The sequence below is a fragment of the Comamonas nitrativorans genome (genome assembly GCF_042654765.1).
GTDB lineage: Bacteria > Pseudomonadota > Gammaproteobacteria > Burkholderiales > Burkholderiaceae_C > Comamonas > Comamonas nitrativorans.
This window is the reverse complement of sequence record NZ_JBHSEW010000002.1, coordinates 275,628-299,880: the sequence shown is the minus strand read 5'-3', so window position 1 is coordinate 299,880 and position 24,253 is coordinate 275,628. Positions and strand designations below refer to the sequence as shown.

Genomic DNA, 24,253 nt, shown 5'->3' with positions numbered 1-24,253 from the left:
CATATCTCTATCGGATGGTTGCGGACCACGGCCGAGGCAATGGCCCACGGGAATAAAACTCTGTTTCAGGTACGCTCGACAGCCAGGGCCACGCCCATGCCGCCGCCGATGCACAGCGAGGCGATACCCTTCTTGGCGTCGCGGCGCTGCATTTCGTGCAGCAAGGTCACCAGCACACGGCAGCCTGAAGCACCGATGGGGTGGCCGATGGCAATGGCCCCGCCATTGACGTTCACCTTGCTGGCGTCGATGTCCAGCACCTTGTTCACGGCGCAGGCTTGCGCGGCAAAGGCTTCGTTCAGCTCGAACAAATCGACATCGGCCACAGTCCAGCCCGCACGATCGAGCGCCTTGCGCGTGGCCAACACCGGCCCCATGCCCATGGTGGCAGGATCGAGACCGCTGGTGGCATAAGCCTTGATGGTGGCCAGGGGCTTGAGTCCCAGCGCAGCGGCCTTGCTGGCCTTCATCACCACCACGGCAGCCGCGCCGTCGTTGATGCCCGAAGCGTTCCCGGCCGTCACCGACCCCTCTTTGTCGAACGCCGGACGCAGACCTGCCAGGGCTTCCAGGCTGGTTTTGCGATTCAGGTATTCATCGGTATCGAACACCACCGGATCGCCCTTGCGCTGAGGAATGACCACCGGCACGATTTCGTCCTTGAACCGGCCAGCATCCTGCGCCGCAGCGGCTTTTTGCTGGCTGGCAATGGCCAGCTCGTCTTGTTGGGCGCGGGTAATGGCGTTTTCCTTGGCGACGTTTTCCGCCGTGATGCCCATGTGGTACTGGTTGTATACATCCCACAGGCCATCGACGATCATCGTGTCCTGCATCTTCCAGTCGCCCATGCGCTGGCCGTCGCGCGAACCTTTGAGGACGTGGGGCGACAGGCTCATGTTTTCCTGTCCACCGGCAACGACAATTTCGCTGTCGCCCGTTGCCACGGCCTGCGCGGCCAGCATCACGGCTTTCAGGCCCGAGCCGCATACGGCGTTGATGGTCAGGGCCGGAGTTTCCTTGGCCACACCGGCTTTCATCATGGCCTGACGGGCCGGATTCTGGCCCACCCCGGCCGCCAGAACCTGGCCCATGATGACCTCCCCGACCTGATCCAGCCCCACATTGGCGCGAGCCAGTGCCTCCTTGATGACGATGGAACCTAGCTCGGTGGCGGGCACTTTGGCCAGGCTGCCGCCGAACTTTCCGACCGGGGTACGAACCGCAGAAACAATGACGATGTCTTCCATAAGTTTTCCTTAAAGGTAAAGAAATACAAAACAGCCTTCGGAACGCCGAAGCGTTCTTATGCTTTTTGTAGTACGTAGCGGCCGGGTGCGGCCTCGATTTCCTTGAATTTCGTGCCCTTGCCATAGCGCTTGGGCGCAGGAACAAGCTTGCCTGCGTGGCCTTTGAGCCAGTTCGACCAATCGCTCCACCAGCTGCCGGGCAATTCCTCGGCGCCCTCCTGCCAGGCTTCCAGCGTTTCGGGCAATGCGCCGTCGCTACGAATCCAGTGGCTGCGTTTGTTTTTTGCCGGCGGGTTGATAACCCCGGCAATATGGCCCGAAGCGCCCATGACAAAACGTTTTTCGCCCGGCAGCACCTTGGTGGCCGCGTAAGACGCATGAATGGGCACGATATGGTCTTCGCGCGAACCGTAGATATACACCGGCATGTCCAGCGTTCCCATATCCAGCACCTCGCCGCAAACGGTGAGCTTGCCCGGCTTGATCAGATTGTTTTCCAGGTAGGTATTGCGCAAATACCAAGCGTACCAAGGGCCGGGCAGATTGGTGGAGTCGCTGTTCCAATAGAGCAGGTCGAACGCAGGCGGGGTTTCCCCTTTCAGATAGTTGCCGACCACGTAGTTCCATACCAAGTCGTTGGGGCGCAGGAAACTGAAGGTGGCGGCCAGCTCCTGGCCTTTGAGCAGGCCGCCCTGCCCCATCTGGGCTTCGCGTGTCTGCACGAAAGCCTCGTCGATAAAGACGTCCAGGATGCCCGTATCGGTAAAGTCCAGCAAGGTCGTGAGCAAGGTCACGCTGGCAACCGGCTTTTGTCCACGGGCCGCCAGAACAGCCAGGGCCGTGGAGAGCATGGTGCCGCCAACGCAGAACCCCAGCGCATTGATTTGCTTGGCACCAGCGATTTCCTGCACCACACCAATGGCCTCGATGACGGCGCGTTCGATATAGTCGTCCCATGTCAGTTCGGCGCACGAGGCATCGGGATTGCGCCAGCTGATGACAAAGGTGCGCTGCCCCTGGCTGACCGCATAGCGAATCAGCGAATTTTCGGGCTGCAAATCCAGAATATAAAATTTATTAATGCAGGGCGGCACCAGCAAAAATGGACGCTCATGGACCTTTTCCGTCAACGGCTTATATTCCAGCAGCTGGAATATTTCGTTTTCATAGACAACGGCCCCTTCGGTGGTGGCAACGTTTTTCCCGACCTGAAAAACGCTCTCGTCGGTCATCGAAACATAGCCTTTTCCCATATCCTGCAGCATATTCTGCAGCCCCTTGGTCAGGCTCTCGCCCTTGGTTTCTAGGGCTTTTTGCTGGGCATCGGGGTTGAGCGCCAAAAAATTGCTCGGTGCCATGGCCGCCACCCACTGTTCGACGGCAAAACGGATGCGCTGGCGGGTCTTTTCGTCGGCCTGCACCGCTTCGGCCATGCCCATCAGTGCCTGCGAATTGAGCGAATACGCTGCTGCCGTAAATGCAGCCAGGGGATTCTTGGCCCAGTTGGGGCTGGCAAAGCGACGGTCATCAGGCACCTGCGGCGGGTTGCTGATGCCACCGCTCCACAACTGGCTTGCCTGTGCAATATAGTTTTGCTGCAGCGACTGGAGTTTTTCCATGTCAAACTGCACCTGGGCTGCCTCCGCTGAGGGGGCTGCACCCAACTGACCGAAGGTCTGCATGGCTTTGGCCCAATGCTCGGTGAAAAATTGTTGAACGCCCTCCGTCCAGATGGGTTCCGAGGCCATAGACCAATACTCCTTTTTGATAAGTACGTTTCGTCAGATTGTTGCCAATTCACATCAGAGTGACAATATAAACCAGAGTAACCTGACTAGGCTTTAAAAACCGTTCTTTTCCGCGTTTACCCTTCCCCGATACTACCGAGATGTATTTAATCGTGATTGCCTGGCTCTACGTCACCGTGATGATGACCGTAGCCGAAGCCAGCGCCCCCAACGGCAGCCTATTGGGCGCTGCGATAACGTTCATTTTTTACGGCCTGCTGCCTTGCGTCATCCTGGTTTACATTCTGGGCACCCCCGAGCGCAAGCGCCGCTTGCGTGCCCGGCGGCAGCACGAGCAGCAGCAATGGGATGCCGCCCAGGCCACGGCAGCGGCAGCCACCGAACTGCCGCCTTCAGACGCCGGTGCGCCAGATCGCAGCGGCCATGCGCCCGGTGCTGCCCAAAACACCGGCATCGCGGCGGTGCGAGAAGAAACGTAGCGGATTGCCCACCGTACACCACGGTGCGCTGGAATCGTTGCCGTAAAGGTGCTGCACGCCCAGCGCCTGCCACCGCTGGCGGGCCAGTGCGGGTAAATCGGCCTGCCATTTGTGTGCTGCCTTTCCAGGCGTAAAACAGCGCTGCGCCTGCGGCGGCGCAGCCGCCGTGAAGGCGGCAACCACCTCGGCGCCGACCTCGAACGCCTGCGGGCCAATGCACGGGCCCAGCCAGACCTGGGTTTGCGCGGCAATGTCGGCAGCGCTGCCGCCGCCCTGCTGACGAGCCAGACTGCAATACGCATGCCACAACTGCTCCAGTACCCCGATTCCGGCGCTGCCTGCCAGACCGCGCCAGCCAGCATGGGCCGCGCCCACAATGCCCAGGCAGCGGTGCGCAATCAAAACCGGCAGGCAATCGGCCACCATGATGGTGCAGGCATGGCCCGGTTCGGCGGTGATGCAGGCATCAAACGCCAGACCGTCGGCTGCGGCCAGGGGCAACCGGGCAACCTGTACCCCATGCACCTGCTGCAGGAATTGGGGCTGCACGCTGTGCCCGCCGATCTGCGTGAGCGCCTGCGTGAAAAGCTCCCGGTTGTCTGCCACGTCACGCGGGACGTCGCCCACATGGTCGCCCAGGTTCATGCTGTCCCAGGGGCTGGCACTCACCCCGCCGGCACGCGTAGTAAAAATGGCGTGTACCCCGGCGATGGCGGGCCAGTCGGGTTGCAGCCAGGCGAAGGGCAAAGGTGCATCGTTCTTCATCGCGTGCAGCATAGCAAGAGGCTTTCAGCGCCGGCTGGGCATGGCACACTTGGGCGCTGGTTTTGCCATGCTTTTTCCGTGAGAGTTTTCGATGGATTTCGTCTTTTCGCCCCCGCCCCAAGCCAGTTTGCCGGTGACCGGCAGTACGCAGCGTTTTCCCATCCACCGCATTTATTGCGTGGCCCGCAATTACGTCGATCACGCCCAGGAGATGGGCGATACCGGGCGCGAGCCGCCCTTCTTTTTTGCCAAACCGGCCGATGCCGTCGTCAGCGCCCCTGCGGGTGCCCCGGTAGCAATGCCCTACCCCAGCCTGACCAGCGACTTGCACCACGAAGTGGAACTGGTCGTAGCCCTGGGCAGCGGCGGCAGGAACATTGCCGTGCAGGATGCCCTGCGCCACGTCTGGGGCTATGCCGTCGGGCTGGACATGACGCGCCGCGACCTGCAGGCGCAACTGAAAAAGCAGGGCCGCCCCTGGTGCATTGCCAAGGGCTTTGATGCCAGCGCCCCCATCGGCGCCATCACCCCCGCAGCGCAAGCCGGTGACGTACAGCAGGCGCAGATCGCCCTGCACGTCAATGGCCAGCCGCGCCAAAGTGGCAGCACGGCAGCGATGATCTGGAACATTGCGGAAATCATCGCGGCGCTTTCCACCGCCTGGGAGCTGCAAGCCGGCGACCTCATCATGACCGGCACCCCCGCCGGCGTGGCTGCCGTGCAGCGCGGCGACGTTCTGGATGCCACCGTGGCCGGGCTGGCCCCGTTGCAAGTGCGGCTGGTGTAAGCGGACGCGCGGCCTATGTCCTACTACCCCCGCCCCATCCGGTTCTGCAACCAGTGCGGCCATGCCGTGTGCCACCAGTTGCCGGGCGATGGCGACGCCCGCGTGCGGGCCGTCTGCCCGCAATGCAGCCACATCCAATACCAGAACCCGCTCAACGTCGTCGGCACCATCCCCGTGGCCGACGATGGCCGCATCCTGCTGTGCAAGCGCAACATCGAGCCGCGTTTCGGCACCTGGACGCTGCCTGCCGGTTTCATGGAGCTGGACGAAACCCTGGAGCAAGGCGCCGCCCGCGAGACGGATGAAGAAGCCGGCGCCGACATCGAACTGGGTCGGCTGTTCTCCGTCATCAGCGTGCCCCCTGCCGCCCAGGTGCATCTGTTCTTTTGCGCTCGCCTGCGCAGCCTGGAATTCGACCCCGGCTTTGAAACCCAGGAAGCCCGCCTGTTCGCCCCGGCGGACATCCCGTGGGAGGAACTGTCCTTTCGCACCGTCAGCTACACCCTGCGCCGGTTTCTGGAAAACCCGCAAGGCACCCAGGTGCATTGCTTCAGCCTGGAGTAACGCCCCATGCCCGCCCTGCTGCGCCAAATGACCTCCCTGCTCGGCCTGACGGCCTGCCTTGCCAGCAACGTCCTAGCTCAGCAGATTCCGCAACTGGACTTGCCCCGCATGGAGCTGCGGGCCGGCATGTTCCGCATCGATGCCCAGGTGGCCAGCCGCCCGATCGAGCGCCAGATCGGCCTGATGCAGCGCCAGAGCATGCCGCCCCACGAAGGCATGTTGTTCGTCTTCGAGCGCCCCGGGGTGCAATGCTTCTGGATGAAGGACACCCCGTTGCCGCTGACTGCCGCCTTCATTGCCGACGATGGCACCATCGTCAATCTGGCCGACATGCAGCCGCTGGACGAAAACTCCCACTGTTCGCGCGTGCCGGTGCGCTTTGTGCTGGAGATGAACCAGGGCTGGTTTGCCAGCAAGGGGTTGAAGGCGGGTAGCCAGATCAAAGGGGCCGTGTTTTCTCGTTAGCTCCAGAGATAAACGATAGCTGCTACCGCACACCAATCAACAGTTTCAGCTATGAAACAATGCAAAACGCCCGCATGGCGGGCGCTAGAAGCTATCTTTTGAGAAGCAACGGCTTCAATAACAACCTACCGCAGCAGCGGCACGCCGGTTTTGGACTGGATGTCGTCAAACGTCACGTCCGGGGCCAGTTCGACCAGCTTCAAGCCTTCGGGCGTCACGTCCATCACGCCCAGGTCGGTGATGATGCGATCGACCACGCCCACGCCGGTCAGCGGCAGGGTGCATTCGGGGATGATTTTCAGGTCGGTGGTGCCGTCCTTCTTGCGGGCGACGTGTTCCATCAGCACGATCACGCGCTTGACGCCGGCCACCAGATCCATCGCCCCGCCCATGCCCTTGACCATCTTGCCGGGAATCATCCAGTTGGCCAGGTCGCCCTTGCCGCTGACCTGCATCGCGCCGAGGATGGACAGGTTGATCTTGCCGCCGCGAATCATGGCAAACGACTGGTCGGAGCCGAAAATCGACGAACCGGGCAGCGTGGTGACGGTCTGCTTGCCGGCGTTGATGAGGTCGGCATCGACCTCGTCCTCGGTCGGGAAGGGGCCGATGCCGAGCATGCCGTTTTCCGATTGCAGCCACACTTCCTTGTCGCCGGTGTGGTTGGCCACCAGGGTCGGGATGCCGATGCCCAGGTTTACGTAAAAGCCGTCTTCCAGCTCCTGCGCCGCACGCGCGGCCATTTGGTCTTGCGTCCAAGGCATATCAGTCTCCTTTTTTCTCGCTCAGGGTGCGTTTTTCGATGCGCTTTTCCGGGGTGGGGTTATGCACGATGCGGTGGACGTAGATGCCGGGCAGGTGGATGTCGTCCGGGGCAATGTCGCCCACTTCCACGATTTCTTCCACTTCGACGATGCACAGCTTGCCGGCAGTGGCCGCAGCGGGGTTGAAGTTGCGTGCAGTCAGGCGAAATTGCAGGTTGCCGCTCTTGTCGGCGCGGTAGGCCTTGACCAGCGAGACGTCGGTGACGATGGAGCGCTCCATCACATAGGTTTCACCGTCGAATTCGCGCAGTTCCTTGCCTTCGGCCACCAGGGTGCCGACGCCGGTCTTGGTGAAGAAGGCGGGAATGCCTGCGCCGCCGGCCCGCAGCTTTTCGGCCAGCGTGCCCTGGGGGGTGAACTCCAGCTCCAGCTCTCCTGCGAGGTACTGGCGCTCGAATTCCTTGTTCTCGCCGACGTAGGAGCTGATCATTTTCTTGATCTGGCGCGTCTCCAGCAGCTTGCCCAGGCCGAAGCCATCGACCCCGGCGTTGTTGGACACCACGGTCAGATTCTTCACGCCGCTGTCGCGCAGGGCGTCGATCAGCGCCTCGGGGATGCCGCACAGGCCGAAGCCGCCAACGGCCAGCAGCTGGCCATCGGCAACCACGCCTTGCAGCGCTGCGCTTGCACTGGGGTAGAGTTTTTTCACATTGCCTCCTTGTTAGAACGAATGTCGCATACGATACTACGTAATGTGCTACGTAGTATTTCCTAGCGATCTACCCTGAAAGATGAAAGAAGCAGATCACCCATGACATCGATGGAACTGGATTACCGTCTGGCCTTTGAAATGGCCCCCGTGGGCTTGGTGGTTTCACGTGATCGCCACATGGTGGATTGCAATCAGCGCGTCTGTGAAATGTTCTGCGCTTCGCGGGAATTACTGATCGGTCAATCGTTTCTGCTGCTCTACCCCAGCCTGGAGGAGTACGAGCGCCAGGGCCAGCGCATGGCCCCGATCCTGAACGCCAAGGGTTTTTACAGCGACAACCGCATCATGAAACGCGCCAATGGCGAGACCTTCTGGTGCCACGTCACGGGCCGGGCGCTGGAGCGCAGCAATCCGCACGCCAGCGGCATCTGGAGTTTCGAGGACCTGAGCCAGCAGCGCCCCGTGAAAGCCGACCTGACCAGCCGCGAGCGTGAAGTGGCCGCCCGGTTGCTCGACGGCATGACCTCCAAGGAAATTGGCCGCGTCCTCGGCATCAGCCACCGCACGGTGGAAATCTACCGCGCCCGGCTGATGCGCAAATACGGTGCGAATACCACGGCAGATCTGGTACACAAGCTGGTTGGAGCCAGTTGAGTTCGCGAGAAACAGCAAGGGTTTATCCGGATAAATTGTCAGCAACCCGTAAGATTTTTCGCTCTTATGCTTGACGTTTCCGTAAACGTAAACTTCACCGCCATGACCACACCTGCTACGCCCGGCCCCGTCCGCTATCCCTTTCCTGCACTGGAGGGGTTGCCCGAGGACATTCGCACCCGCATTCTGGAAATACAGGAAAAGGCGGGGTTCATTCCCAACGTGTTCCTGGGGCTGGCACGCCGCCCGGCGGAATGGCGGGCATTTTTTGCCTACCACGATGCCTTGATGCTCAAGGAAGAAGGAAATCTAAGCAAAGGCGAGCGCGAAATGATCGTCACGGCCACCAGCAGCGTCAATCAATGCTTGTATTGCGTGGTGGCCCACGGCGCCGTGCTGCGGATTTACGAGAAAAACCCGCTGATTGCCGACCAGCTGGCCGTCAACTACCGCAACGCCGACATCACGCCCCGCCAGAAGGCCATGCTCGGCTTTGCCATGAAGGTGTGCCAGCGCAGCTACGAAGTCGATGATGCCGATTTCGCCACCCTGCATGCCCACGGCTTTGACGATGAAGACATCTGGGACATTGCCGCAATCACGGCGTTTTTCGGCCTCTCCAACCGTCTGGTCAGCGTGACCGGAATGCAGCCCAACCCCGAGTTCTATCTGATGGGCCGCGTCCCCAGAAACAAAGCCGTCTAGACACTCGCCCTGCCGGAAGACTTGAGTGCCCGCTAGGGGCATAGAATGCGCGGCGATTTTCCGGCAATACAATAGAACGGTCGTTCTATTTTTTACCAACTTTACGAGACACCCCTTATGACCAACGAAGAAATCCTGGCCCAGTACGGGCCGCGCGAAGCCATGGAATACGACGTCGTCATCGTCGGCGGCGGCCCGGCCGGCCTGTCCACGGCCATCCGCCTCAAGCAATTGGCGCAGGAAAAAGGCCAGGATGTATCGGTCGTGGTGCTGGAAAAAGGCTCCGAGCCCGGGGCGCATACCCTGTCCGGGGCCATCATGGACCCGCAGGCCCTGACCGAGCTGATTCCCGACTGGAAAGCCAAGGGCGCTCCCCTGAACCAGCCGGTCACCAACGATGCGATGGTGTTCCTGGGCGAAAAATCCTCGCTGCGCACGCCCAACTGGCTGTTGCCCAAGTGCTTTCACAACGAGGGCAACTACATCGTGCGCCTGGGCTTTGTCTCCAAGTGGCTGGCCGATCAGGCCGAAGCTTTGGGCGTGGAAATTTTCCCGGGCTTTGCCGCTGCCGAGGTGCTGTTCAACGACGATGGCAGCATCAAGGGCGTGGCCACCGGCAATATGGGCATCGGCAAGGACGGTGAGCCGACCGGGGACTTCCAACTGGGCATGGAGCTGCACGGCAAATACACCATCTTTGCCGAAGGCGCCCGTGGTCACCTGGGCAAGCAGCTGATTGCCCACTTCAAGCTGGATGCGGGTAAAGACCCGCAGGCCTACGGCATCGGCATCAAGGAGCTGTGGGAGATCGACCCGGCCCGCCACAAGCCGGGCACCGTGGTGCATACCGCCGGCTGGCCGCTACAACCGGACACCTATGGCGGTGGCTTCCTGTACCACCTGGAGGGCAATCTGGTCACCCTGGGCTTTATCACCGGGCTGGATTACGCCAATCCGTACATCTCGCCGTTCGAGGAGATGCAGCGCTGGAAGACCCACCCCAATATCCGCTGGTACCTCGAAGGCGACGAGGCCAAAGGCATCAAGCCCGCCAAGCGCCTGTCCTACGGTGCCCGGGCCATTACCGCAGGCGGGATTTTGAGCCTGCCCAAGTTCGTCTTCCCAGGCGGGGCGCTGGTGGGCTGCGAAGCCGGGTTCCTGAACGTCAGCCGCATCAAGGGCAGCCACGCCGCCATCAAGACCGGCATGATGGCCGCCGAGGCCGCTTACGAGGCGATTGCCGCAGGCCGCCAGGGCGACACCCTTTCGGCCTACGAAGCGGCATTTGAAAACAGCTGGCTGTACGACGAGCTGTACAAGTCGCGCAACTTCAAGGCCTGGTTCAAGAAGGGGCTGTCCACCGCTTCGGTGATGAACGGCATCGAGCAATTCCTGCTCAAGGGCAATATCCCCTGGACGTTGCACCGCGACAAGCCCGACCATGCCTACCTGAAGCCTGCCGCCCAGTGCCAGCCCATCCACTACCCCAAGCCCGATGGCAAGCTGACGTTCGACCGCCTCTCCAGCGTCTTCATCAGCGGCACCAACCACAGCGAAGACCAGCCGGCGCACCTGTTGCTGAAAGATGCCAGCGTGCCGGTCAATATCAATCTGGCCCAATACGCTGCGCCGGAGACGCGCTACTGCCCGGCAGGGGTGTACGAGATGGTCGATGACGAAAACAACGGCGGCAAGCGCTTGCAGATCAATGCGCAGAACTGCGTACACTGTAAAACCTGCGACATCAAGGATCCGACCCAGAACATCACCTGGGTGACGCCCGAAGGCGGCGGCGGGCCGACCTACGCAGGCATGTAAAACTGCGTCAGTTTCAGGTTTTCTGCAAAAAATAGCCCATTTACTGGGCTATTTTTCATAAAAACTCACAAATTCTGCATAAAAAAGCACGTTCGAGCATTTTTATGCAAGCGCTTTGCAAGCACTGCCCGGTCTGCGTGCAAACCCTGGGATTTCAAAGCTTTTCGTCACACCTGCTGACTTAGACTTGCCCCACCTCAAATTTCCCCCATCCGTTCCGCTGGAGACAAACCATGCAATTGAAAGCCCTGGCATCTGCCGTCGCCCTGTCCCTGTTGAGCCTGACGGCAGCGCACGCCGCCGAAGAAAAATCCGTGGCCGTCACCGCCATCGTGGAACACCCTGCCCTCGATGCCGTGCGTGACGGCGTGCAGGCCGCCCTGAAGGAAGCCGGCTACGAGGCCGGCAAAAACCTCAAGTGGCAGTACCAAAGCGCCCAGGGCAATACCGGCACCGCCGCGCAGATTGCCCGCAAGTTCATCGGCGACAAGCCCGATGCCATCGTCGCCATCGCCACACCTTCGGCCCAGGCTGCCGTGGCTGCCAGCAAATCCGTGCCCGTGGTGTTTTCGGCCGTGACCGACCCGGTGGTCGCCAAGCTGGTGCCGGGCTGGGACGCATCCAAGACCAACGTGACGGGCGTCTCGGACATGCTGGTGCTGGAAAAGCAGATCGACCTCATCAAGGAAGTCGTCCCCACCGCCAAGCGCGTGGGCATGGTCTACAACCCGGGCGAGGCCAACTCGGTGGTCGTGGTCAAGCAACTGCAAAAACTGCTGCCCGAAGCGGGCCTGACGCTGGTCGAAGCCTCTGCCCCGCGCACCGTGGACGTGAGCAGCGCTGCCCGCAGCCTGATCGGCAAGGTGGACGTGATCTATACGAATACCGACAACAACGTGGTTTCGGCCTATGAAGCCCTGGTCAAGGTCGGCCAGGAAGCGAAGATTCCCCTGGTCGCTTCGGACACCGATTCGGTCAAGCGCGGAGCGATTGCCGCCCTGGGCATCAACTACCGCGATCTGGGCGAGCAGACCGGCCGCATGGTGGTGCGCATCCTGAAGGGCGAAAAGCCCGGTGACATCAAGCCCGAAACCAGCGACAAGCTGGAGCTGTTCGTCAATCCCGGCGCGGCAGAGAAGCAAGGCGTGAAGCTGCCCCAGTCGCTGCTGGACAAGGCGGCCCAGGTCGTGCAATAACCTCTGCGTTCAATGCAAAGGCAGGTGCCGGCGGCCCCTGCCTTTTTTCGTTCCTCCCCCTTCGATGGTGGCTCTCCCATGTCTTTGTTTTCCTTGCTTGGCGCGGTTGAAATCGGCCTGATTTTTGCCTTGGTCGCGCTGGGCGTTTACATCTCTTTTCGCCTGCTGCGGTTCCCCGACCTGACGGTGGACGGCAGCTTTCCCCTGGGCGGGGCCGTCTGCGCCGTGATGATCGTCGCCGGTTTCAACCCGTGGATTGCCACCCTGGGCGCCACTCTGGCCGGGGCCGCCGCCGGGCTGGTGACGGGCTGGCTCAACGTGAAGCTGAAAATCATGGACCTGCTGGCCTCCATCCTGATGATGATCGGCCTGTATTCGGTCAACCTGCGCATCATGGACGGCCCGAACATTCCGCTGATTACCGAGCCGACGCTGTTCACCCAGCTCCAGCCCGAGGGCATGGAAGACTACGTGCTGCGCCCCCTGGTGCTGCTGGTGATCGTGGTGCTGGCCAAGGTGCTGCTGGACTGGTTCTTTGCCACCGAGCGCGGTCTGGCGATTCGTGCCACCGGCTCCAACGCCCGCATGGCCCGCGCCCAGGGCATCAATACCGGGGCGATGGTGCTGCTGGGCATGGCCATTTCCAACGCGCTGGTCGGGCTGGCCGGCGCCCTGTTCGTGCAGACCCAGGGCGGGGCCGACATTTCGATGGGCATCGGCACCATCGTGATCGGTCTGGCCGCGGTGATCGTGGGCGAATCCATCCTGCCGTCGCGCCGCATCATCTGGGCGACGCTGGCCGTGGTGCTGGGCGCCATCGTCTACCGCTTTTTCATTGCAGCGGCGCTGAACAGCGACTTCATCGGCCTGAAGGCGCAGGACCTGAATCTGGTCACTGCCGTACTGGTCACGCTGGCGCTGGTGCTGCCCCAGCTCAAGCGCAAGCTCAACGCCCGCGTTTCGTAACGCGCACGAAAAAGGAAGTTTTATGCTGAGTGCGCAAGACCTGCGTCTGACCTTCAACCCCGGCACCCCGATCGAGACCAAGGCCCTGCGCGGCCTGTCGCTGGAGATTCCCACCGGGCAGTTCGTCACCGTGATCGGCTCCAACGGGGCGGGCAAATCGACGTTCCTGAACTCCGTCTCCGGCGACCAGAGCGTCGATGGCGGCACCATCAAGATCGACGGCCTGGACGTGACCAACATGCCCGTCTGGAGCCGCGCCGAGCGCGTGGCCCGCGTCTTTCAAGACCCGATGGCCGGGACGTGCGAAGACCTGACCATCGAGGAAAACATGGCCCTGGCGCAGTGCCGGGGGAGCTTTCGCAAGCTGACCCGCGCCGTCAAGGCCGAAATGCGCGACCTGTTCCGCGAACGGCTGGCCATGCTGGGCCTGGGCCTGGAAAACCGGCTGACCGACCGCATCGGCCTGCTCTCGGGCGGGCAGCGCCAGGCGATCAGTCTGCTGATGGCGGCGCTGCAACCCTCGCGCATCCTGCTGCTGGACGAACACACTGCGGCGCTCGACCCGCGCACGGCGGACTTCGTGCTGCAACTGACCTGCCGCATCGTGGAGGAATCCAAGCTCACCACCATGATGGTCACGCACAGCATGCGCCAGGCGCTGGACGTGGGCAGCCGCACCATCATGCTGCACCAGGGCCAGGTGGTGCTGGACGTCAGCGGCGAGGAACGCGCCCGCATGGACGTGCCCGACCTGTTGCAGATGTTCGAGAAGGTGCGGGGCGAAAAGCTCTCGGACGATGCGCTGCTGCTAGGATGATGGAAAACAGGAGCTGTTTGTGCTGATATATCAACGGTTTCAATATGATTTATTATTGAAATCCAATATATATCAGCGCAAGCAGCTCCTGTTTTCTTATTCACTCTCTTTAACCCCATCGTTTCATGCGATGCGTGTCATCGCAGACAATCGCCCCTGCGTTACTCCAGAGTGCTTTCCCCCAGGCCGCTTTGCGGCCTTTCGTTTTTTTGCCCGCCTCCTGCGAACTGCCCATGGCCTCTGCCACCTCCTCCTCTCCAGCCCCCACCGCCCCGTCGCTGCAACGCACGCTCAAGGCCCGCCACATGTCGATGATCGCCATCGGCGGCTCGATCGGCACGGGATTGTTCGTTGCCTCGGGGGCCACCATCTCGCAGGCCGGCCCCGGCGGTGCCCTGCTGGCGTATGCCGTGGTGGGGCTGATGGTGTATTTCCTCATGACCAGCCTGGGCGAGATGGCGGCGCACCTGCCCGTCTCCGGCTCGTTCGCCACCTACGGGGCCAAGTACGTGGACGAGGGCTTCGGCTTCGCCCTGGGCTGGAACTATTGGTACAACTGGGCAGTGACGATTGCCGTCGATCTGGTGGCGGCGCAACTGGTCATGGCCTACTGGTTTCCGGATGCCAACGGAATGCTCTGGAGCGCGGCCTTCCTGGCGCTGATGTTTGCCCTGAACGCGCTGTCGGCCCGGGGCTTTGGCGAGTCGGAGTTCTGGTTCTCCGCCATCAAGGTGGTCACGGTGCTGGTGTTCATCGCCATCGGCCTGCTGATGGTGCTGGGCATCCTGCGCGGCGGCTCGCCCGAGGGGCTGTGGGGCAACCTGGCCCATTTCACCCAGGGCGATGCACCGTTTGCCGGGGGCTTTGCGGCGCTGATCGGGGTGGCGATGATCGTCGGCTTCTCCTTCCAGGGCACGGAACTGATCGGCATTGCCGCCGGCGAATCCGAAGACCCGGCCCGCAACGTGCCCAAGGCGGTGCGCAAGGTGTTCTGGCGCATTCTGCTGTTCTACGTGTTCGCCATTCTCATCATCGGCCTGCTCATCCCGTACACCGATCCGCAGCTGCTGCGCAACGAGCTGGGCGACATCAGCGTCAGCCCCTTCACCCTGGTGTTCGAGCGGGCCGGCCTGCTCTCGGCCGCGGCGGTGATGAATGCGGTGGTGCTGACCTCGGTGCTGTCGGCGGGCAACTCGGGCATGTATGCCTCCACCCGGATGCTGTACGCGCTGGCACGGCAAGGCATGGCGCCCAGGCTGTTTGCCCGCGTCAACCGCCGGGGGGTGCCGCTGCCCGCCCTGCTGGCGACCACGGCGATTGCCGCGCTGTGCTTTCTGACGAATATCTTCAGCCCGCAGGCGGTGTATATCTGGCTGCTGAACCTGTCGGGCATGTGCGGCTTCATTGCTTGGCTGGGGATTGCCATCAGCCATTACCGCTTCCGCAAGGGCTGCGAGGCCCAGGGCTTCGACACCGCCGCCCTGCCCTACCGCGCAGCGGCTTTTCCGTTCGGGCCGATTTTTGCCTTCGTGCTGTGCCTGGTCATCACCCTGGGGCAGAACTGGGAGGCCTTCCTGCAGGAGCGCATCGACTGGAATGGCGTGATCGCCACCTATATCGGCCTGCCGCTGTTTGCCGCCATCTGGCTGGGCTACCGACTGGTCAAGGGCAGCCGTGTGGTGCGCTATGCCGAGATGGATGTGCAGGGCGGGCGCTGAACCTGTTGTAAAACTGCGCAGGCAGCGTGAGTCTGCGCCGAAATCTGCACAGGAATGCTGCGCCCGGAGAGCCGAAGGCGGCATACTCCCCTTATGCCTTCGCCGCCTGCATTCTGTTCGCTCCGTCTTCTGCCCGGCAAGACCGTTGCCGGGCTGGTAGCGCTGCTGTTCCTTGCGTTCAGCTACTGGGCGGTGCTGCTGAACAGCCACGAGCAGCAGCGACAGAGTCTGCAAAAACAGACCCAGCTGCGCGTCACCCAGGTAGCCCACGTCCTCGCCAACCAGGTGAGCATGCTGTTTTCCAGCATCGACTACGCCACGGCCAACTTCGCCCTCGCCCATGCGGCCACAGAGCTACCGGCCGAGGAACGCATTCTGGCGTCCTTCGCCCGGCCGCCTTTCGACCAGGCCATTGCCCAGGTGGCCATTGCCGATGCCCAGGGGAAAATCGTCTATTCCTCCCTGGCTCCGCATGGACAGCCGCAAACAACGGTGCTCATTACCGATCGGGAACATTTTCTCGTCCACGCCGAAGGCAGGATTTCCGGGCTGTACGTCGGAGCGCCTGTGCTGGGCCGCGTCTCGCAGCAATGGACGGTGCAGGTAAGCCGCGCTTTGCAGCGCAACGGCCAGTTCGGTGGCGTGCTGGTCATTTCCATCCCCTGCGATTACCTGACCAGCTTTTTCCATGACGTTTTCAACCAGCCCAACGACGTGATTTCCCTGCGGCGTGCCGATGGCCGCTTTCTGGCCCGCTCCTTGCACCCTGAGCAGGTGCTGGACCGCACCGGCATTCTGGACGTGGCCACCGTCCTCAATGCCTCGCCCAGCCACGGCAGTGCCGTTGCCGTCTCGCCCGTCGATCAAGTGCAACGTCTTTATGCCTGGGAGATGGTGCCCCAGTTCGGCCTGCGCATCACTGCCGGGGTGGATCAGGGGGCCGTTCTCGCACCGCTGGAAAAGAGTATTCACGAGAACCTGGTATTCAGCGCCATCGGCACCCTGCTGGGCATTCTGGGCGCGGCCCTGCTGGCGCACTTCAGCGTCCAGCGCCAGCGCATGATCGCGCGGCTGCATCTGGCGCAGGAGCAGCTCGCCGCGCTGGTCAAGCGTTTTCCTGGCGGGGTGGTGCTGGAACACCCGCTGGAACCGGAAAAGATCACCATCAACCCCGCCCTGACGCAGTTGCTGCATCTGCCACCGGGCCAGAAAATCACCCGCTCCATGCTGTTGGCCCGGATTCCCGAGGAATTGCAGACCGTCTTGCTGCCGACGCAGCCCGATGTGGAAGCGCCGCAAGGCGAAGCGGTGGCACTCAGCGATGGCCGGGTGCTTGAAGTCGTGCAGTTCCTGTTGCAAACCGACCAGCAGGCGCTGGGGCGCCTGTCCCTGGTGCAGGATGTCACTGCCCGCCACCAGCGCCAGACGGCACTGGAACAGCTCGCCCTGACCGATGCCCTCACCGGCCTGCCCAACCGCCGTGCCTTCATGCTGGCGCTGGAGAGCGAATGCGCCGCCATCCGCACCCAGGAAGCGCCCGAAGCGGCACTGATTTTCCTGGACATCGACCACTTCAAGCGCATCAACGATACCTACGGCCACGGCGTGGGCGATGAAGTGCTGAACCACCTGGGGCAACTGCTGCGCCAGGGCCTGCGCACGTCGGACGTTCCGGGCCGCGTGGGCGGGGAGGAATTTGCCATCCTTCTGCCCCGTACCAGCCTGGCCCAGACCCAGGCGCTGGCCGAGCGGCTGCGCCAAAGCCTGGAGCAGAACCCGGCGCCCACCTCGGCCGGGGCTCTGGAATTTCGGGCCAGTTTCGGCATTTGCCCCCTGGCCGGCGACGAGGTCGATGCCGCCTTGTGTCTGCAGCGGGCCGACATGGCCCTGTACCACGCCAAAAACACCGGACGCAACCGGGTATGCACCTGGCACCCGAACCTGCAGCCAAGGTAGCGCTTTTCCAAAATGTTCTGGATCGAAAATCTGGCCGCCGTCCTGGGCGTGCTGTCGGTATGGCTGATGGCGCGGCAAAAGCCGCTGGCGTGGCCGGTCGGCTTCGCCATGGTGGTGCTGTATGCCGTGGTGTTCTTCGAGGCCCGGCTGTATTCCGAAACCCTGCTGCAAGCCGTTTACGCGGTGCTGCAAGCCTACGGCTGGTGGCGCTGGCTGCGCGGCGGCAATGCTGCACACGGGGCGTTGCCCGTCACCACCCTGCGCACCCCGTTGGTGCTGCGTGACCTGGGTATCGGCCTGGTGCTGACGGCCGCCCTCGGTGCCTTCATGCACCTGAAAACCAATGCACAAATGCCCTGGCTGGATGCGGCACTGACCGGTTTCAGCCTAGTCGGACAGTACTGGATGGCCAACAAGCGCCTGCAGTGCTGGCCGCTGTGGATCGTGCTGGATGTGGCCTACGTGGGCATGTTCTGGGCCGCCGGGTTGATGACCACGGCACTGCTGTACGCAGGCTTTGTCGGACTGGCCCTGTACGGCTGGCGGCAATGGCGGGCGGCGCGATGAAGGTCGTGGTGCTTACCGGGCCGGAATCGGCAGGCAAAAGCACGCTGTGCGCGGCCCTGTCCAGGCGCTTTGCCGCCCCCGTGGTGCCCGAATACGTGCGGGAATACATGGACGGCCTGGGGCGGGACACTTGTCTAGCCGACATCACGCCCATCGCCCAAAGGCAATGGCAGCATGAACAGGCCGCTCGGGCGCCACGCCCGCCGCTGTTGCTGCTGGACACCCATCTGCTGAGCAACCACCAGTGGAGCATGGCGCTGTTCGGCCAAAGCCCGGCATGGATTACCGGTCGGCTGACCCGCCAGCGCTACGACGCAGTGTTCCTGCTCGACCCCGAGGGCTTGCCCTGGCAGGCCGACGGCCTGCGCTGCCAGCCGGATGTGGCGCAGCGCCGGGCCTTTCACGCTGCACTGGCGCAGTGGCTGACCACCCACCGGCAGCCATTGGTGCATGTCGCAGGCGATTGGCAGCAACGCTACCGGCAGATCGAGGCGGCGCTCATTCAGCTGCTGGCAGCGCCTGGCCGCCCAGCACCTTCCACAAGGTAATGCGGTTCTGCTGCTCGGCCAGGCGCAGGGTGATCTGCGTTTGCTGGGCAGCGTACAGGCTGCGCTGGGCATCCAGCACCGTCAGAAAGTCGTCCATCCCGGCGTCAAACCGGGCTTGCGACAGGGTCAGCGCCGTCTGCGTGCTGGACACGGCCTCGTACTGGGCGGCCAGCCGCTCGGCCCACTGGGCACGGTCAGCCAGGGTGTCCAGCACCTCCCCGAAAGCGGTTTGCACGGTTTTCTCGTACTGGGCCAGGGCCACGCGCTGTGCGGCCTGCGCGGCCTCCAGCCCGAAACGCAGACGGCCCGCGTTGAAAATCGGCAGCTGGATGACGGGCATGAAGCTCCAGCTGCGGTTGGGCCCGGTGAACAGGCCATCGAGCTGGGTACTGCCGCTGCCCACATTCGCCGTCAGGCCGATACTGGGAAAGAACGCCGCCCGCGCCGCCCCGATATTGGCGTGCTGGGCAATCAGGGCATGTTCTGCCGCCTGCACGTCCGGGCGGGTCAGCAAAACGCTGGATGGCAAGGACGGCGGCAGCGGCTGTAGCAACGCCACGGGCGTTTGCAGGACACCCGGCGGCGGCAGCACGGCCTCGGGCACCGTGCCGCCCAGCAAAAGCTGCAAGGCATTGCGGCTGCGGTCCCGCTGGGCGGTAAATTGTGCCACGTCGCCCCGCGCAGCGGCCACGGTGCTGCGGTTTTGCGCCAGGGCCAGCGCAGACGTTGCCCCGAGCGCCGCCATGCGCTCCATCAGGGCGTAGGACTGCTCCCGGCTTTGCAAGGTCTGCTCGGCCAGAGTCAGGCGCTCCTGATCGGCAGCCAGGGTCAGCCAGGCATTGGTCACTTCGGCGATCAGGGCAATTTCCACCCCCCGGCGGTTTTCTTCCACCTGCAAAAACTGCTGCCAGGCGGCGGCCTTGAGGTTGCGGATACGGCCCCACAAGTCCACTTCGTAGCTGGCAAAGCCGATATTGGCCGTGATCTGCTGGCTGACCCGGCTGGTGCCTCCGGCCAGGTCGGCGCTGCTGCGGCTGCGCTGCTCCTGCAACTGGGCGTTGATGCCGGGCAGCTGATCGGCCCGGGCAATGCCGTACTGGGCACGGGCCTTGTCCACATTGCCGGCGGCAATGCGCAGATCGCGGTTTTCCTGCAGGGCCAGAGCGACCGCCTGGCGCAGCGGCGCGTTTTGCAGCCACTGCAGGTGGTGCGCCTGCGTAGCGGCCAGGGAAAGCGGCACCGCTTGCTGCGACGCCGTCTGGGCCAGGGTGGCCGGAACGACATCCTGTGGCCGGTGGTAGGTTGGCGCCAGATTGCAGCCGCCAAGAATTGCAATAAAAGTGGCTGAAACGCTTGCCCTGAAAGCGCTGACAGCTATATTTATCTTTTTCATGCCATGCCCTCCCCGGCAGGCGTGCCGGAAGTGTCTTCGTCCCGGCGGCTGCGGCTCTGGAACCAGCTGCGCACCAGCAGGAAAAATACCGGTACCAGGAACAGCCCCAGCACGGTGGAGGCCAGCATCCCGCCCAGCACGGCGGTGCCGATGGCATTGCGTCCCCCCGCACCGGCGCCTGTACCCAGGGCCAGGGGCAGCACGCCAAAGCCAAAGGCCAGCGAGGTCATCAGAATGGGCCGCAGGCGCAGGCGCACGGCCTGTACCGTGGCATCGACCAGCTTGTGCCCCTGCTCCTGCAGTTGCACGGCAAACTCGACGATCAGAATCGCGTTCTTCGAGGCCAGCCCCATGGTGGTCAGCAGCCCGACCTGGAAATACACGTCATTCGTCAGCCCCCGGGTATAGGTGGCCAGCAGCGCCCCCAGCACCCCCAGCGGCACGGCCAGCATCACCGACAGCGGTACCGTCCAGCTCTCGTACAGCGCCGCCAGGCACAGGAAGACGAACAGGATCGAGATGGCGTACAGCAGGGGCGCCTGGGCGCCCGACTGGCGCTCCTGCAGAGACGCACCCGTCCACTCATGGCCGATGCCGGGGGGCATGGATTGCAGAATGTCTTCGACGATTTGCATGGCCACGCCGGAACTGATGCCCGGCGCTGCGCTGCCGATGATCTCGTAGGCCTTGGCGCCGCTGTAGCGCATCAGTTGCGGGGAGCCATAGTCCCAGTAGCTGGTGGAGAAGGCATCGAAAGCCACCATCTGCCCCGCCGCATTGCGCACGCTCCACAGGTTGATGTCCTGGGGCAGCATACGGTACGGGGCATCGCCCTGGATATAGACCCGCTTGACCCGGCCGTTGTGCAGGAAGTCGTTCACATAGGTGCCGCCCATGGCGCTGGACAGGGTGTTGTTGATGTCGTTGTAGCCCAGGCCCAGTGCCGCGGCCTTGCGGTCATCGACGTGCAGGCGCAGCTCGGTGGCATCGTCCAGGTTGGTCGTGCGCACATTGGTCAGTTCGGGGTACTTGCGGGCTTCCTGCAGGAACTGGTCTTTCGCGGCCAGCAAGGCCGCATGGCCCAGGCCGCCCACATCCTTGAGCATGACGTTGAACCCGGCATTCGACCCCAGGCCGCGCACTGCCGGCGGTTGCGTGACGAAGACCTTGGCGTCCCGGATGTCGGCGAGCGCCTCGGTGGCCCGGTGCGCCACCTGTTCGGCCGACTGGCTGGCCAGCGGGCGCTCGGCCCAGGTCTTCAGCCGTACAAAGCCCCGCGCCGAGCTTTGGTCGCCGCTCAGGCCCGAGACCTGGTTGAAGCTGACCACCTCGGGCTGCTGCAGGAAATATTCGCGCACCTGGTCGAGCACGCGCTGCAGGCGGGCGTCCGATGCGCCGGCCGGCAGGTTCACGTTCACGTAGATGAAACCCTGGTCCTCATCCGGCAGAAAGGAAGTGGGCAGGCGCTGCAACAGTATCCACATGGCGATCAGCACCGCCAGGAAAATGACCAGCATCCGTTTGCTGCGCTGCAAAATCCGGGCCACCTGGCCCTGGTAGCGGTTGGCGGTGGCATCGAAGTTGCGGTTGAACCAGGCAAAGAAACGGTCGTTGAGGCCCAGCAGCCCCGAACGCACGACACCGGTTCGCGCAGCCGGGGGCTTGAGCAAACTGGCACACAGCGCAGGCGTCAGCGTCAGCGCGACAAACACCGACAAGGCCATGGCCGCCACGATGGTGATGGAGAACTGGCGGTAGATGATGCCGGTGGAACCGCCGAAAAACGCCATGGGCACGAACACCGCCGACAGCGTGACGCCGATGCCCACCAGTGCCGGGGTGATTTCGCGCATCGACCGGCGTGTCGCCTCCTTGGCAGACAGGCCGGTTTCGTGCATCACGCGCTCGACGTTTTCCACGACCACGATGGCATCGTCCACCAGCAGGCCGATGGCCAGCACCATGGCAAACATGGTCAGGGTGTTGATGGAGAAGCCCGCCGCCGCCAGCACCCCCAGGGTGCCCAGCAGCACGACGGGTACGGCAATCGCCGGAATCAGGGTGGCCCGCAGGTTCTGCAGGAAGATGAACATCACCAGCACCACCAGCACCATGGCTTCGCCCAATGCCTTGATCACCTCCTGGATCGAGGCCCGCACGAACGGCGTGGAGTCGGAGCTGACGAAATAGTCGATCTGGTTGGGGAAGAACGGCTTCATCGCGTTGAGCTTGGCCACCACCGCATCGGCCACCTGCATGGCATTGGCCCCATCGGCCAGCACCACGCCCATGCCGGCGCCGCCCATGCCGTTGAGCTTGGATTTGACGGTCAGCGAATCCGGCCCCAGCTCCACCCGGGCAACGTCCTTCATGGTGACGACGGCGCCGTCCTCGGTGGACTTGAGGACGATCGCCTCGAACTGCGGCACCGTCTGCAACTTGGTGCGGGCCGTGATGGTGGCGTTGAGCTGCTGGTTTTCCACCGCTGGCAAGGCGCCCAACTGCCCTGCCGAGACCTGGGCGTTCTGGGCATTGAGCGCCGCCACCAAGTCGGAAGGAATCAAGGCATATTTGCGCATCTTGGCCGGATCCATCCAGATGCGCATGGCGTAGTTGGTGCCAAAGACGTTCACGTCACCGACGCCGTCGATACGGCCGATTTCATCGACCACATACGTTTGCAGGTAGTCGCCGATATCGACCGAGGCCATGCCCGGGTCGGTGGAATAAAAGCTGTAGGTGGCCAGGAAGTCCTGCCCGCCCTTGTTTACGAACACGCCCCGGCTTTTCACGGCCTCGGGCAGGCGGTTCATGGCCGATTGCAGCTTGTTCTGCACCTGCACCTGGGCAACGTCGATATCGGTGCCCGGTGCAAACGTCAGCGTCGTGCGTGCCCGGCCCGAGGCATCGGACGTGGAACTCATGTACAGCACATGGTCGATGCCCTTGAGCTGCTGCTCGATGATCTGCGTGACGGAGTTTTCCACCGTCTCGGCCGAGGCACCGGTGTATTGCGCCCCGATGGTGACGCGCGGCGGAGCGATGTCCGGGTATTGCTCCAGCGGCAGGACGAAGATCGACAGCGCCCCGGCCAGCATGATGATGATGGCGATGACCCAGGCAAAAATGGGCCGGTTGATGAAAAACTGTGCCATGCGCTGCTGCCTTTATTTGCCGCCGTTCAGGGCGGCCCGCAGCGCTGCTGCTGCCGCCTGGGAATCGACCGCAGCGGGGCGGTAGTCCTGCGCAGACATGGGTTCGGGCCGGACGGCCTCCCCGGGTTTGAAGCGCTGGAAGCCCTCGACCACCACCTGGTCGCCCGCCTGCACGCCGCTTTCGGCCAGCCAGTCCGTGCCGACCGCCTGGGTCAGCACCACCGGGCGCTTGACGGCCAGCTTGGCCCCCCCCCTGCTCCTCGATCACCAGCACCGTGGCGCGGCCCGTGGTGTCGCGCGTCACCGCCTGCTGCGGAATGAGCAGGGCATTGGCGGCCAGCCCCGTGGGCAGCCGGGCCTGTACGAACATCCCCGGGAGCAATTGGCCGTGCGGGTTCGGCACCACCGCCCGCAAGGTGACGGTGCCCATGCCGGGATTGGCGATCAGGCCGGAAAACTGCAGCTTGCCCTGGTGCGGGTAGGCGCTGCCATCTTCGAGCTGAATGGCGATGGCCATGCTGTCGGCATCGATTTTTTCGTAGCGGCCAGCGGCCCAGTCGCGCTGCAGTTGCAACAATTCGGCGGTCGATTGGGTGAAGTCGACGTACATCGGATCGGTCTGCACGATTTCCGTCAGGGCATTCGTCTGGTTGGCTGTCACCAACGCGCCGGGGGTGACGTTGGACAGGCTGATGCGCCCGGCAATGGGCGCTTCGATCCGGGCGTAGCGCAGGTTGATACGGGCCGTCTCGACACTGGCGCGGGCGGCTTGGAGCTCGGCCTGGGCAACGCTGGCAGCCGCCTGGTTGTCCTCGTCCTGCTGGGCGCTGATGGCGGCGATTTTGACCAAGTCAGCGCTACGTTTGGCCTGAAGCTGCTGACGCTGCAACGTGGCCTGGGCCTTGGCCAGGGCAGCCTGGGCGCTGTTCAGGTTGGCCTGCAGCAAGGCCGGGTCGATCTGGTAAAGCGCCTGCCCCTGGCGCACTGCGGAACCCTCGGTAAACAGCTGTTTCTGGATGATGCCGCTGACCTGGGGACGCACTTCCGCAATCTGGAAAGCACGGGTGCGCCCCGGCAGCGTCGATTGCAGGGCCTGGCTTTGCGGCTGCAACACCACCACGCCGACGGTGGGCACCTCCTGCTCGTCCTGCGCCGCGTTGTTTCCCGTGCCCTGTCCGCAGGCGGTCAGAACGGCCATTCCGCCCAGCAGCAGCAGGCGCCGGACGGTC

The 24,253-nt window shown here is 63.2% G+C and carries 22 protein-coding genes and 1 pseudogene; 14 read left to right on the top strand and 9 right to left on the bottom strand.

Features of this window, described 5'->3' with window-relative positions; genetic code table 11:
• Nucleotides 1–65: 65 nt before the first annotated feature.
• The gene (locus tag ACFO3A_RS03810) at nucleotides 66–1,247 is read right to left on the bottom strand and encodes an acetyl-CoA C-acetyltransferase (RefSeq protein WP_377724112.1); all 1,182 of its coding nucleotides are present in this window, start codon (nucleotides 1,245–1,247) and stop codon (nucleotides 66–68) included.
• Nucleotides 1,248–1,303: 56 nt separating this feature from the next.
• The gene (phaC, locus tag ACFO3A_RS03805; RefSeq protein WP_377724110.1) at nucleotides 1,304–2,995 is read right to left on the bottom strand and encodes a class I poly(R)-hydroxyalkanoic acid synthase; all 1,692 of its coding nucleotides are present in this window, start codon (nucleotides 2,993–2,995) and stop codon (nucleotides 1,304–1,306) included.
• Nucleotides 2,996–3,135: 140 nt separating this feature from the next.
• Between phaC and ACFO3A_RS03800 the strand changes: the two genes are divergently transcribed.
• Complete coding sequence (locus ACFO3A_RS03800; protein ID WP_377724108.1) at nucleotides 3,136–3,474, top strand: hypothetical protein; 339 nt, start codon at nucleotides 3,136–3,138, stop codon at nucleotides 3,472–3,474.
• On the opposite strand, the gene ACFO3A_RS03795 is transcribed toward ACFO3A_RS03800, so the two are convergent.
• Nucleotides 3,388–4,251: a purine nucleoside phosphorylase YfiH/LACC1 family protein gene (locus tag ACFO3A_RS03795; RefSeq protein WP_377724106.1), complete on the bottom strand. Its 864-nt coding sequence runs from the start codon at nucleotides 4,249–4,251 to the stop codon at nucleotides 3,388–3,390. The genes ACFO3A_RS03800 and ACFO3A_RS03795 overlap by 87 nt on opposite strands.
• 79 nt (nucleotides 4,252–4,330) lie before the next feature.
• On the opposite strand from ACFO3A_RS03795, the gene ACFO3A_RS03790 reads away from it, so the two are divergent.
• The 3 genes from ACFO3A_RS03790 to ACFO3A_RS03780 are packed head-to-tail and all read left to right on the top strand — an operon-like array spanning nucleotide 4,331 to nucleotide 6,055.
• On the top strand, nucleotides 4,331–5,026 hold the full coding sequence (locus ACFO3A_RS03790; protein WP_377724105.1) for a fumarylacetoacetate hydrolase family protein: 696 nt from the start codon (nucleotides 4,331–4,333) through the stop codon (nucleotides 5,024–5,026).
• 15 nt (nucleotides 5,027–5,041) lie between these two features.
• The gene (locus ACFO3A_RS03785) at nucleotides 5,042–5,590 is read left to right on the top strand and encodes an NUDIX hydrolase (protein WP_377724103.1); all 549 of its coding nucleotides are present in this window, start codon (nucleotides 5,042–5,044) and stop codon (nucleotides 5,588–5,590) included.
• 6 nt (nucleotides 5,591–5,596) lie between these two features.
• Entirely contained in the window at nucleotides 5,597–6,055 is a 459-nt protein-coding gene (locus ACFO3A_RS03780; protein WP_377724102.1) for a DUF192 domain-containing protein, read from the top strand.
• 125 nt (nucleotides 6,056–6,180) lie between these two features.
• Here the strand turns inward: ACFO3A_RS03780 and ACFO3A_RS03775 are convergent, their stop codons facing one another.
• Both ACFO3A_RS03775 and ACFO3A_RS03770 read right to left on the bottom strand, forming a co-directional pair.
• Entirely contained in the window at nucleotides 6,181–6,819 is a 639-nt protein-coding gene (locus ACFO3A_RS03775) for a 3-oxoacid CoA-transferase subunit B (protein WP_377724099.1), read from the bottom strand.
• A gap of 1 nt (nucleotide 6,820) precedes the next feature.
• Nucleotides 6,821–7,528, bottom strand: coding sequence for a CoA transferase subunit A (locus ACFO3A_RS03770; protein WP_377724097.1), 708 nt, complete (start codon nucleotides 7,526–7,528; stop codon nucleotides 6,821–6,823).
• A 111-nt stretch (nucleotides 7,529–7,639) separates the two neighbouring features.
• Between ACFO3A_RS03770 and ACFO3A_RS03765 the strand changes: the two genes are divergently transcribed.
• The 10 genes from ACFO3A_RS03765 to ACFO3A_RS03720 all read left to right on the top strand — a co-directional run bounded on the left by ACFO3A_RS03765 (nucleotide 7,640) and on the right by ACFO3A_RS03720 (nucleotide 18,476).
• Entirely contained in the window at nucleotides 7,640–8,185 is a 546-nt protein-coding gene (locus tag ACFO3A_RS03765) for a LuxR C-terminal-related transcriptional regulator (RefSeq protein WP_377724337.1), read from the top strand.
• Nucleotides 8,186–8,287: 102 nt separating this feature from the next.
• Nucleotides 8,288–8,890: a peroxidase-related enzyme gene (locus tag ACFO3A_RS03760; protein ID WP_377724095.1), complete on the top strand. Its 603-nt coding sequence runs from the start codon at nucleotides 8,288–8,290 to the stop codon at nucleotides 8,888–8,890.
• 117 nt (nucleotides 8,891–9,007) lie between these two features.
• Nucleotides 9,008–10,708 carry an electron transfer flavoprotein-ubiquinone oxidoreductase gene (locus tag ACFO3A_RS03755; protein WP_377724094.1) on the top strand — a complete coding sequence of 567 codons (1,701 nt, stop codon included), beginning with the start codon at nucleotides 9,008–9,010 and terminating at the stop codon, nucleotides 10,706–10,708.
• A gap of 233 nt (nucleotides 10,709–10,941) precedes the next feature.
• Entirely contained in the window at nucleotides 10,942–11,904 is a 963-nt protein-coding gene (locus ACFO3A_RS03750) for an ABC transporter substrate-binding protein (RefSeq protein ID WP_377724093.1), read from the top strand.
• Between the two features lie 78 nt (nucleotides 11,905–11,982).
• Nucleotides 11,983–12,870, top strand: a complete 888-nt coding sequence (locus tag ACFO3A_RS03745) for an ABC transporter permease (protein ID WP_377724091.1) — start codon at nucleotides 11,983–11,985, stop codon at nucleotides 12,868–12,870.
• A 22-nt stretch (nucleotides 12,871–12,892) separates the two neighbouring features.
• Nucleotides 12,893–13,687, top strand: coding sequence for an ABC transporter ATP-binding protein (locus ACFO3A_RS03740; protein WP_377724089.1), 795 nt, complete (start codon nucleotides 12,893–12,895; stop codon nucleotides 13,685–13,687).
• A gap of 233 nt (nucleotides 13,688–13,920) precedes the next feature.
• Nucleotides 13,921–15,405 carry an amino acid permease gene (locus ACFO3A_RS03735; RefSeq protein WP_377724087.1) on the top strand — a complete coding sequence of 495 codons (1,485 nt, stop codon included), beginning with the start codon at nucleotides 13,921–13,923 and terminating at the stop codon, nucleotides 15,403–15,405.
• A gap of 93 nt (nucleotides 15,406–15,498) precedes the next feature.
• Nucleotides 15,499–17,361 (top strand): diguanylate cyclase, encoded by a 1,863-nt coding sequence (locus tag ACFO3A_RS03730; protein ID WP_377724085.1) that lies wholly within the window; start codon nucleotides 15,499–15,501, stop codon nucleotides 17,359–17,361.
• 12 nt (nucleotides 17,362–17,373) lie between these two features.
• Nucleotides 17,374–17,928, top strand: coding sequence for a nicotinamide riboside transporter PnuC (pnuC, locus tag ACFO3A_RS03725; RefSeq protein WP_377724083.1), 555 nt, complete (start codon nucleotides 17,374–17,376; stop codon nucleotides 17,926–17,928).
• Nucleotides 17,910–18,476, top strand: coding sequence for an AAA family ATPase (locus tag ACFO3A_RS03720; RefSeq protein WP_377724081.1), 567 nt, complete (start codon nucleotides 17,910–17,912; stop codon nucleotides 18,474–18,476). Before pnuC ends, ACFO3A_RS03720 begins: the two co-directional genes overlap by 19 nt.
• Here the strand turns inward: ACFO3A_RS03720 and ACFO3A_RS03715 are convergent.
• From ACFO3A_RS03715 to ACFO3A_RS03700, 4 genes and pseudogenes are all read right to left on the bottom strand, one after another.
• Nucleotides 18,427–19,869 carry an efflux transporter outer membrane subunit gene (locus ACFO3A_RS03715; protein ID WP_377724080.1) on the bottom strand — a complete coding sequence of 481 codons (1,443 nt, stop codon included), beginning with the start codon at nucleotides 19,867–19,869 and terminating at the stop codon, nucleotides 18,427–18,429. The two genes, ACFO3A_RS03720 and ACFO3A_RS03715, sit on opposite strands and share 50 nt — an antisense overlap.
• Nucleotides 19,866–23,024 carry an efflux RND transporter permease subunit gene (locus ACFO3A_RS03710; protein WP_377724078.1) on the bottom strand — a complete coding sequence of 1,053 codons (3,159 nt, stop codon included), beginning with the start codon at nucleotides 23,022–23,024 and terminating at the stop codon, nucleotides 19,866–19,868. The genes ACFO3A_RS03715 and ACFO3A_RS03710 overlap by 4 nt, the downstream gene beginning before the upstream one ends.
• 12 nt (nucleotides 23,025–23,036) lie before the next feature.
• Nucleotides 23,037–23,243, bottom strand: a complete 207-nt coding sequence (locus ACFO3A_RS03705; protein ID WP_377724340.1) for a permuted SH3 domain-containing protein — start codon at nucleotides 23,241–23,243, stop codon at nucleotides 23,037–23,039.
• Nucleotides 23,244–23,310: 67 nt separating this feature from the next.
• Nucleotides 23,311–24,222 (bottom strand): annotated as a pseudogene (locus tag ACFO3A_RS03700) (efflux RND transporter periplasmic adaptor subunit); the annotation flags it as partial.
• Between the last annotated feature and the right edge of the window lie 31 nt (nucleotides 24,223–24,253).

Coding starts and splice junctions, on each gene's coding strand:
- ACFO3A_RS03795 (WP_377724106.1), bottom strand. CDS start 4,251: ATGCTGCACGCGATGAAGAACGATGCACCTTTGCCCTTCGCCTGGCTG.
- ACFO3A_RS03780 (WP_377724102.1), top strand. CDS start 5,597: ATGCCCGCCCTGCTGCGCCAAATGACCTCCCTGCTCGGCCTGACGGCC.
- ACFO3A_RS03765 (WP_377724337.1), top strand. CDS start 7,640: ATGGAACTGGATTACCGTCTGGCCTTTGAAATGGCCCCCGTGGGCTTG.
- ACFO3A_RS03735 (WP_377724087.1), top strand. CDS start 13,921: ATGGCCTCTGCCACCTCCTCCTCTCCAGCCCCCACCGCCCCGTCGCTG.
- ACFO3A_RS03745 (WP_377724091.1), top strand. CDS start 11,983: ATGTCTTTGTTTTCCTTGCTTGGCGCGGTTGAAATCGGCCTGATTTTT.
- ACFO3A_RS03750 (WP_377724093.1), top strand. CDS start 10,942: ATGCAATTGAAAGCCCTGGCATCTGCCGTCGCCCTGTCCCTGTTGAGC.
- ACFO3A_RS03790 (WP_377724105.1), top strand. CDS start 4,331: ATGGATTTCGTCTTTTCGCCCCCGCCCCAAGCCAGTTTGCCGGTGACC.
- ACFO3A_RS03710 (WP_377724078.1), bottom strand. CDS start 23,024: ATGGCACAGTTTTTCATCAACCGGCCCATTTTTGCCTGGGTCATCGCC.
- ACFO3A_RS03715 (WP_377724080.1), bottom strand. CDS start 19,869: ATGAAAAAGATAAATATAGCTGTCAGCGCTTTCAGGGCAAGCGTTTCA.
- ACFO3A_RS03800 (WP_377724108.1), top strand. CDS start 3,136: ATGTATTTAATCGTGATTGCCTGGCTCTACGTCACCGTGATGATGACC.
- phaC (WP_377724110.1), bottom strand. CDS start 2,995: ATGGCCTCGGAACCCATCTGGACGGAGGGCGTTCAACAATTTTTCACC.
- ACFO3A_RS03810 (WP_377724112.1), bottom strand. CDS start 1,247: ATGGAAGACATCGTCATTGTTTCTGCGGTTCGTACCCCGGTCGGAAAG.
- ACFO3A_RS03785 (WP_377724103.1), top strand. CDS start 5,042: ATGTCCTACTACCCCCGCCCCATCCGGTTCTGCAACCAGTGCGGCCAT.
- ACFO3A_RS03760 (WP_377724095.1), top strand. CDS start 8,288: ATGACCACACCTGCTACGCCCGGCCCCGTCCGCTATCCCTTTCCTGCA.
- ACFO3A_RS03740 (WP_377724089.1), top strand. CDS start 12,893: ATGCTGAGTGCGCAAGACCTGCGTCTGACCTTCAACCCCGGCACCCCG.
- ACFO3A_RS03720 (WP_377724081.1), top strand. CDS start 17,910: ATGGCGGGCGGCGCGATGAAGGTCGTGGTGCTTACCGGGCCGGAATCG.
- ACFO3A_RS03775 (WP_377724099.1), bottom strand. CDS start 6,819: ATGCCTTGGACGCAAGACCAAATGGCCGCGCGTGCGGCGCAGGAGCTG.
- ACFO3A_RS03730 (WP_377724085.1), top strand. CDS start 15,499: ATGCCTTCGCCGCCTGCATTCTGTTCGCTCCGTCTTCTGCCCGGCAAG.
- ACFO3A_RS03755 (WP_377724094.1), top strand. CDS start 9,008: ATGACCAACGAAGAAATCCTGGCCCAGTACGGGCCGCGCGAAGCCATG.
- pnuC (WP_377724083.1), top strand. CDS start 17,374: ATGTTCTGGATCGAAAATCTGGCCGCCGTCCTGGGCGTGCTGTCGGTA.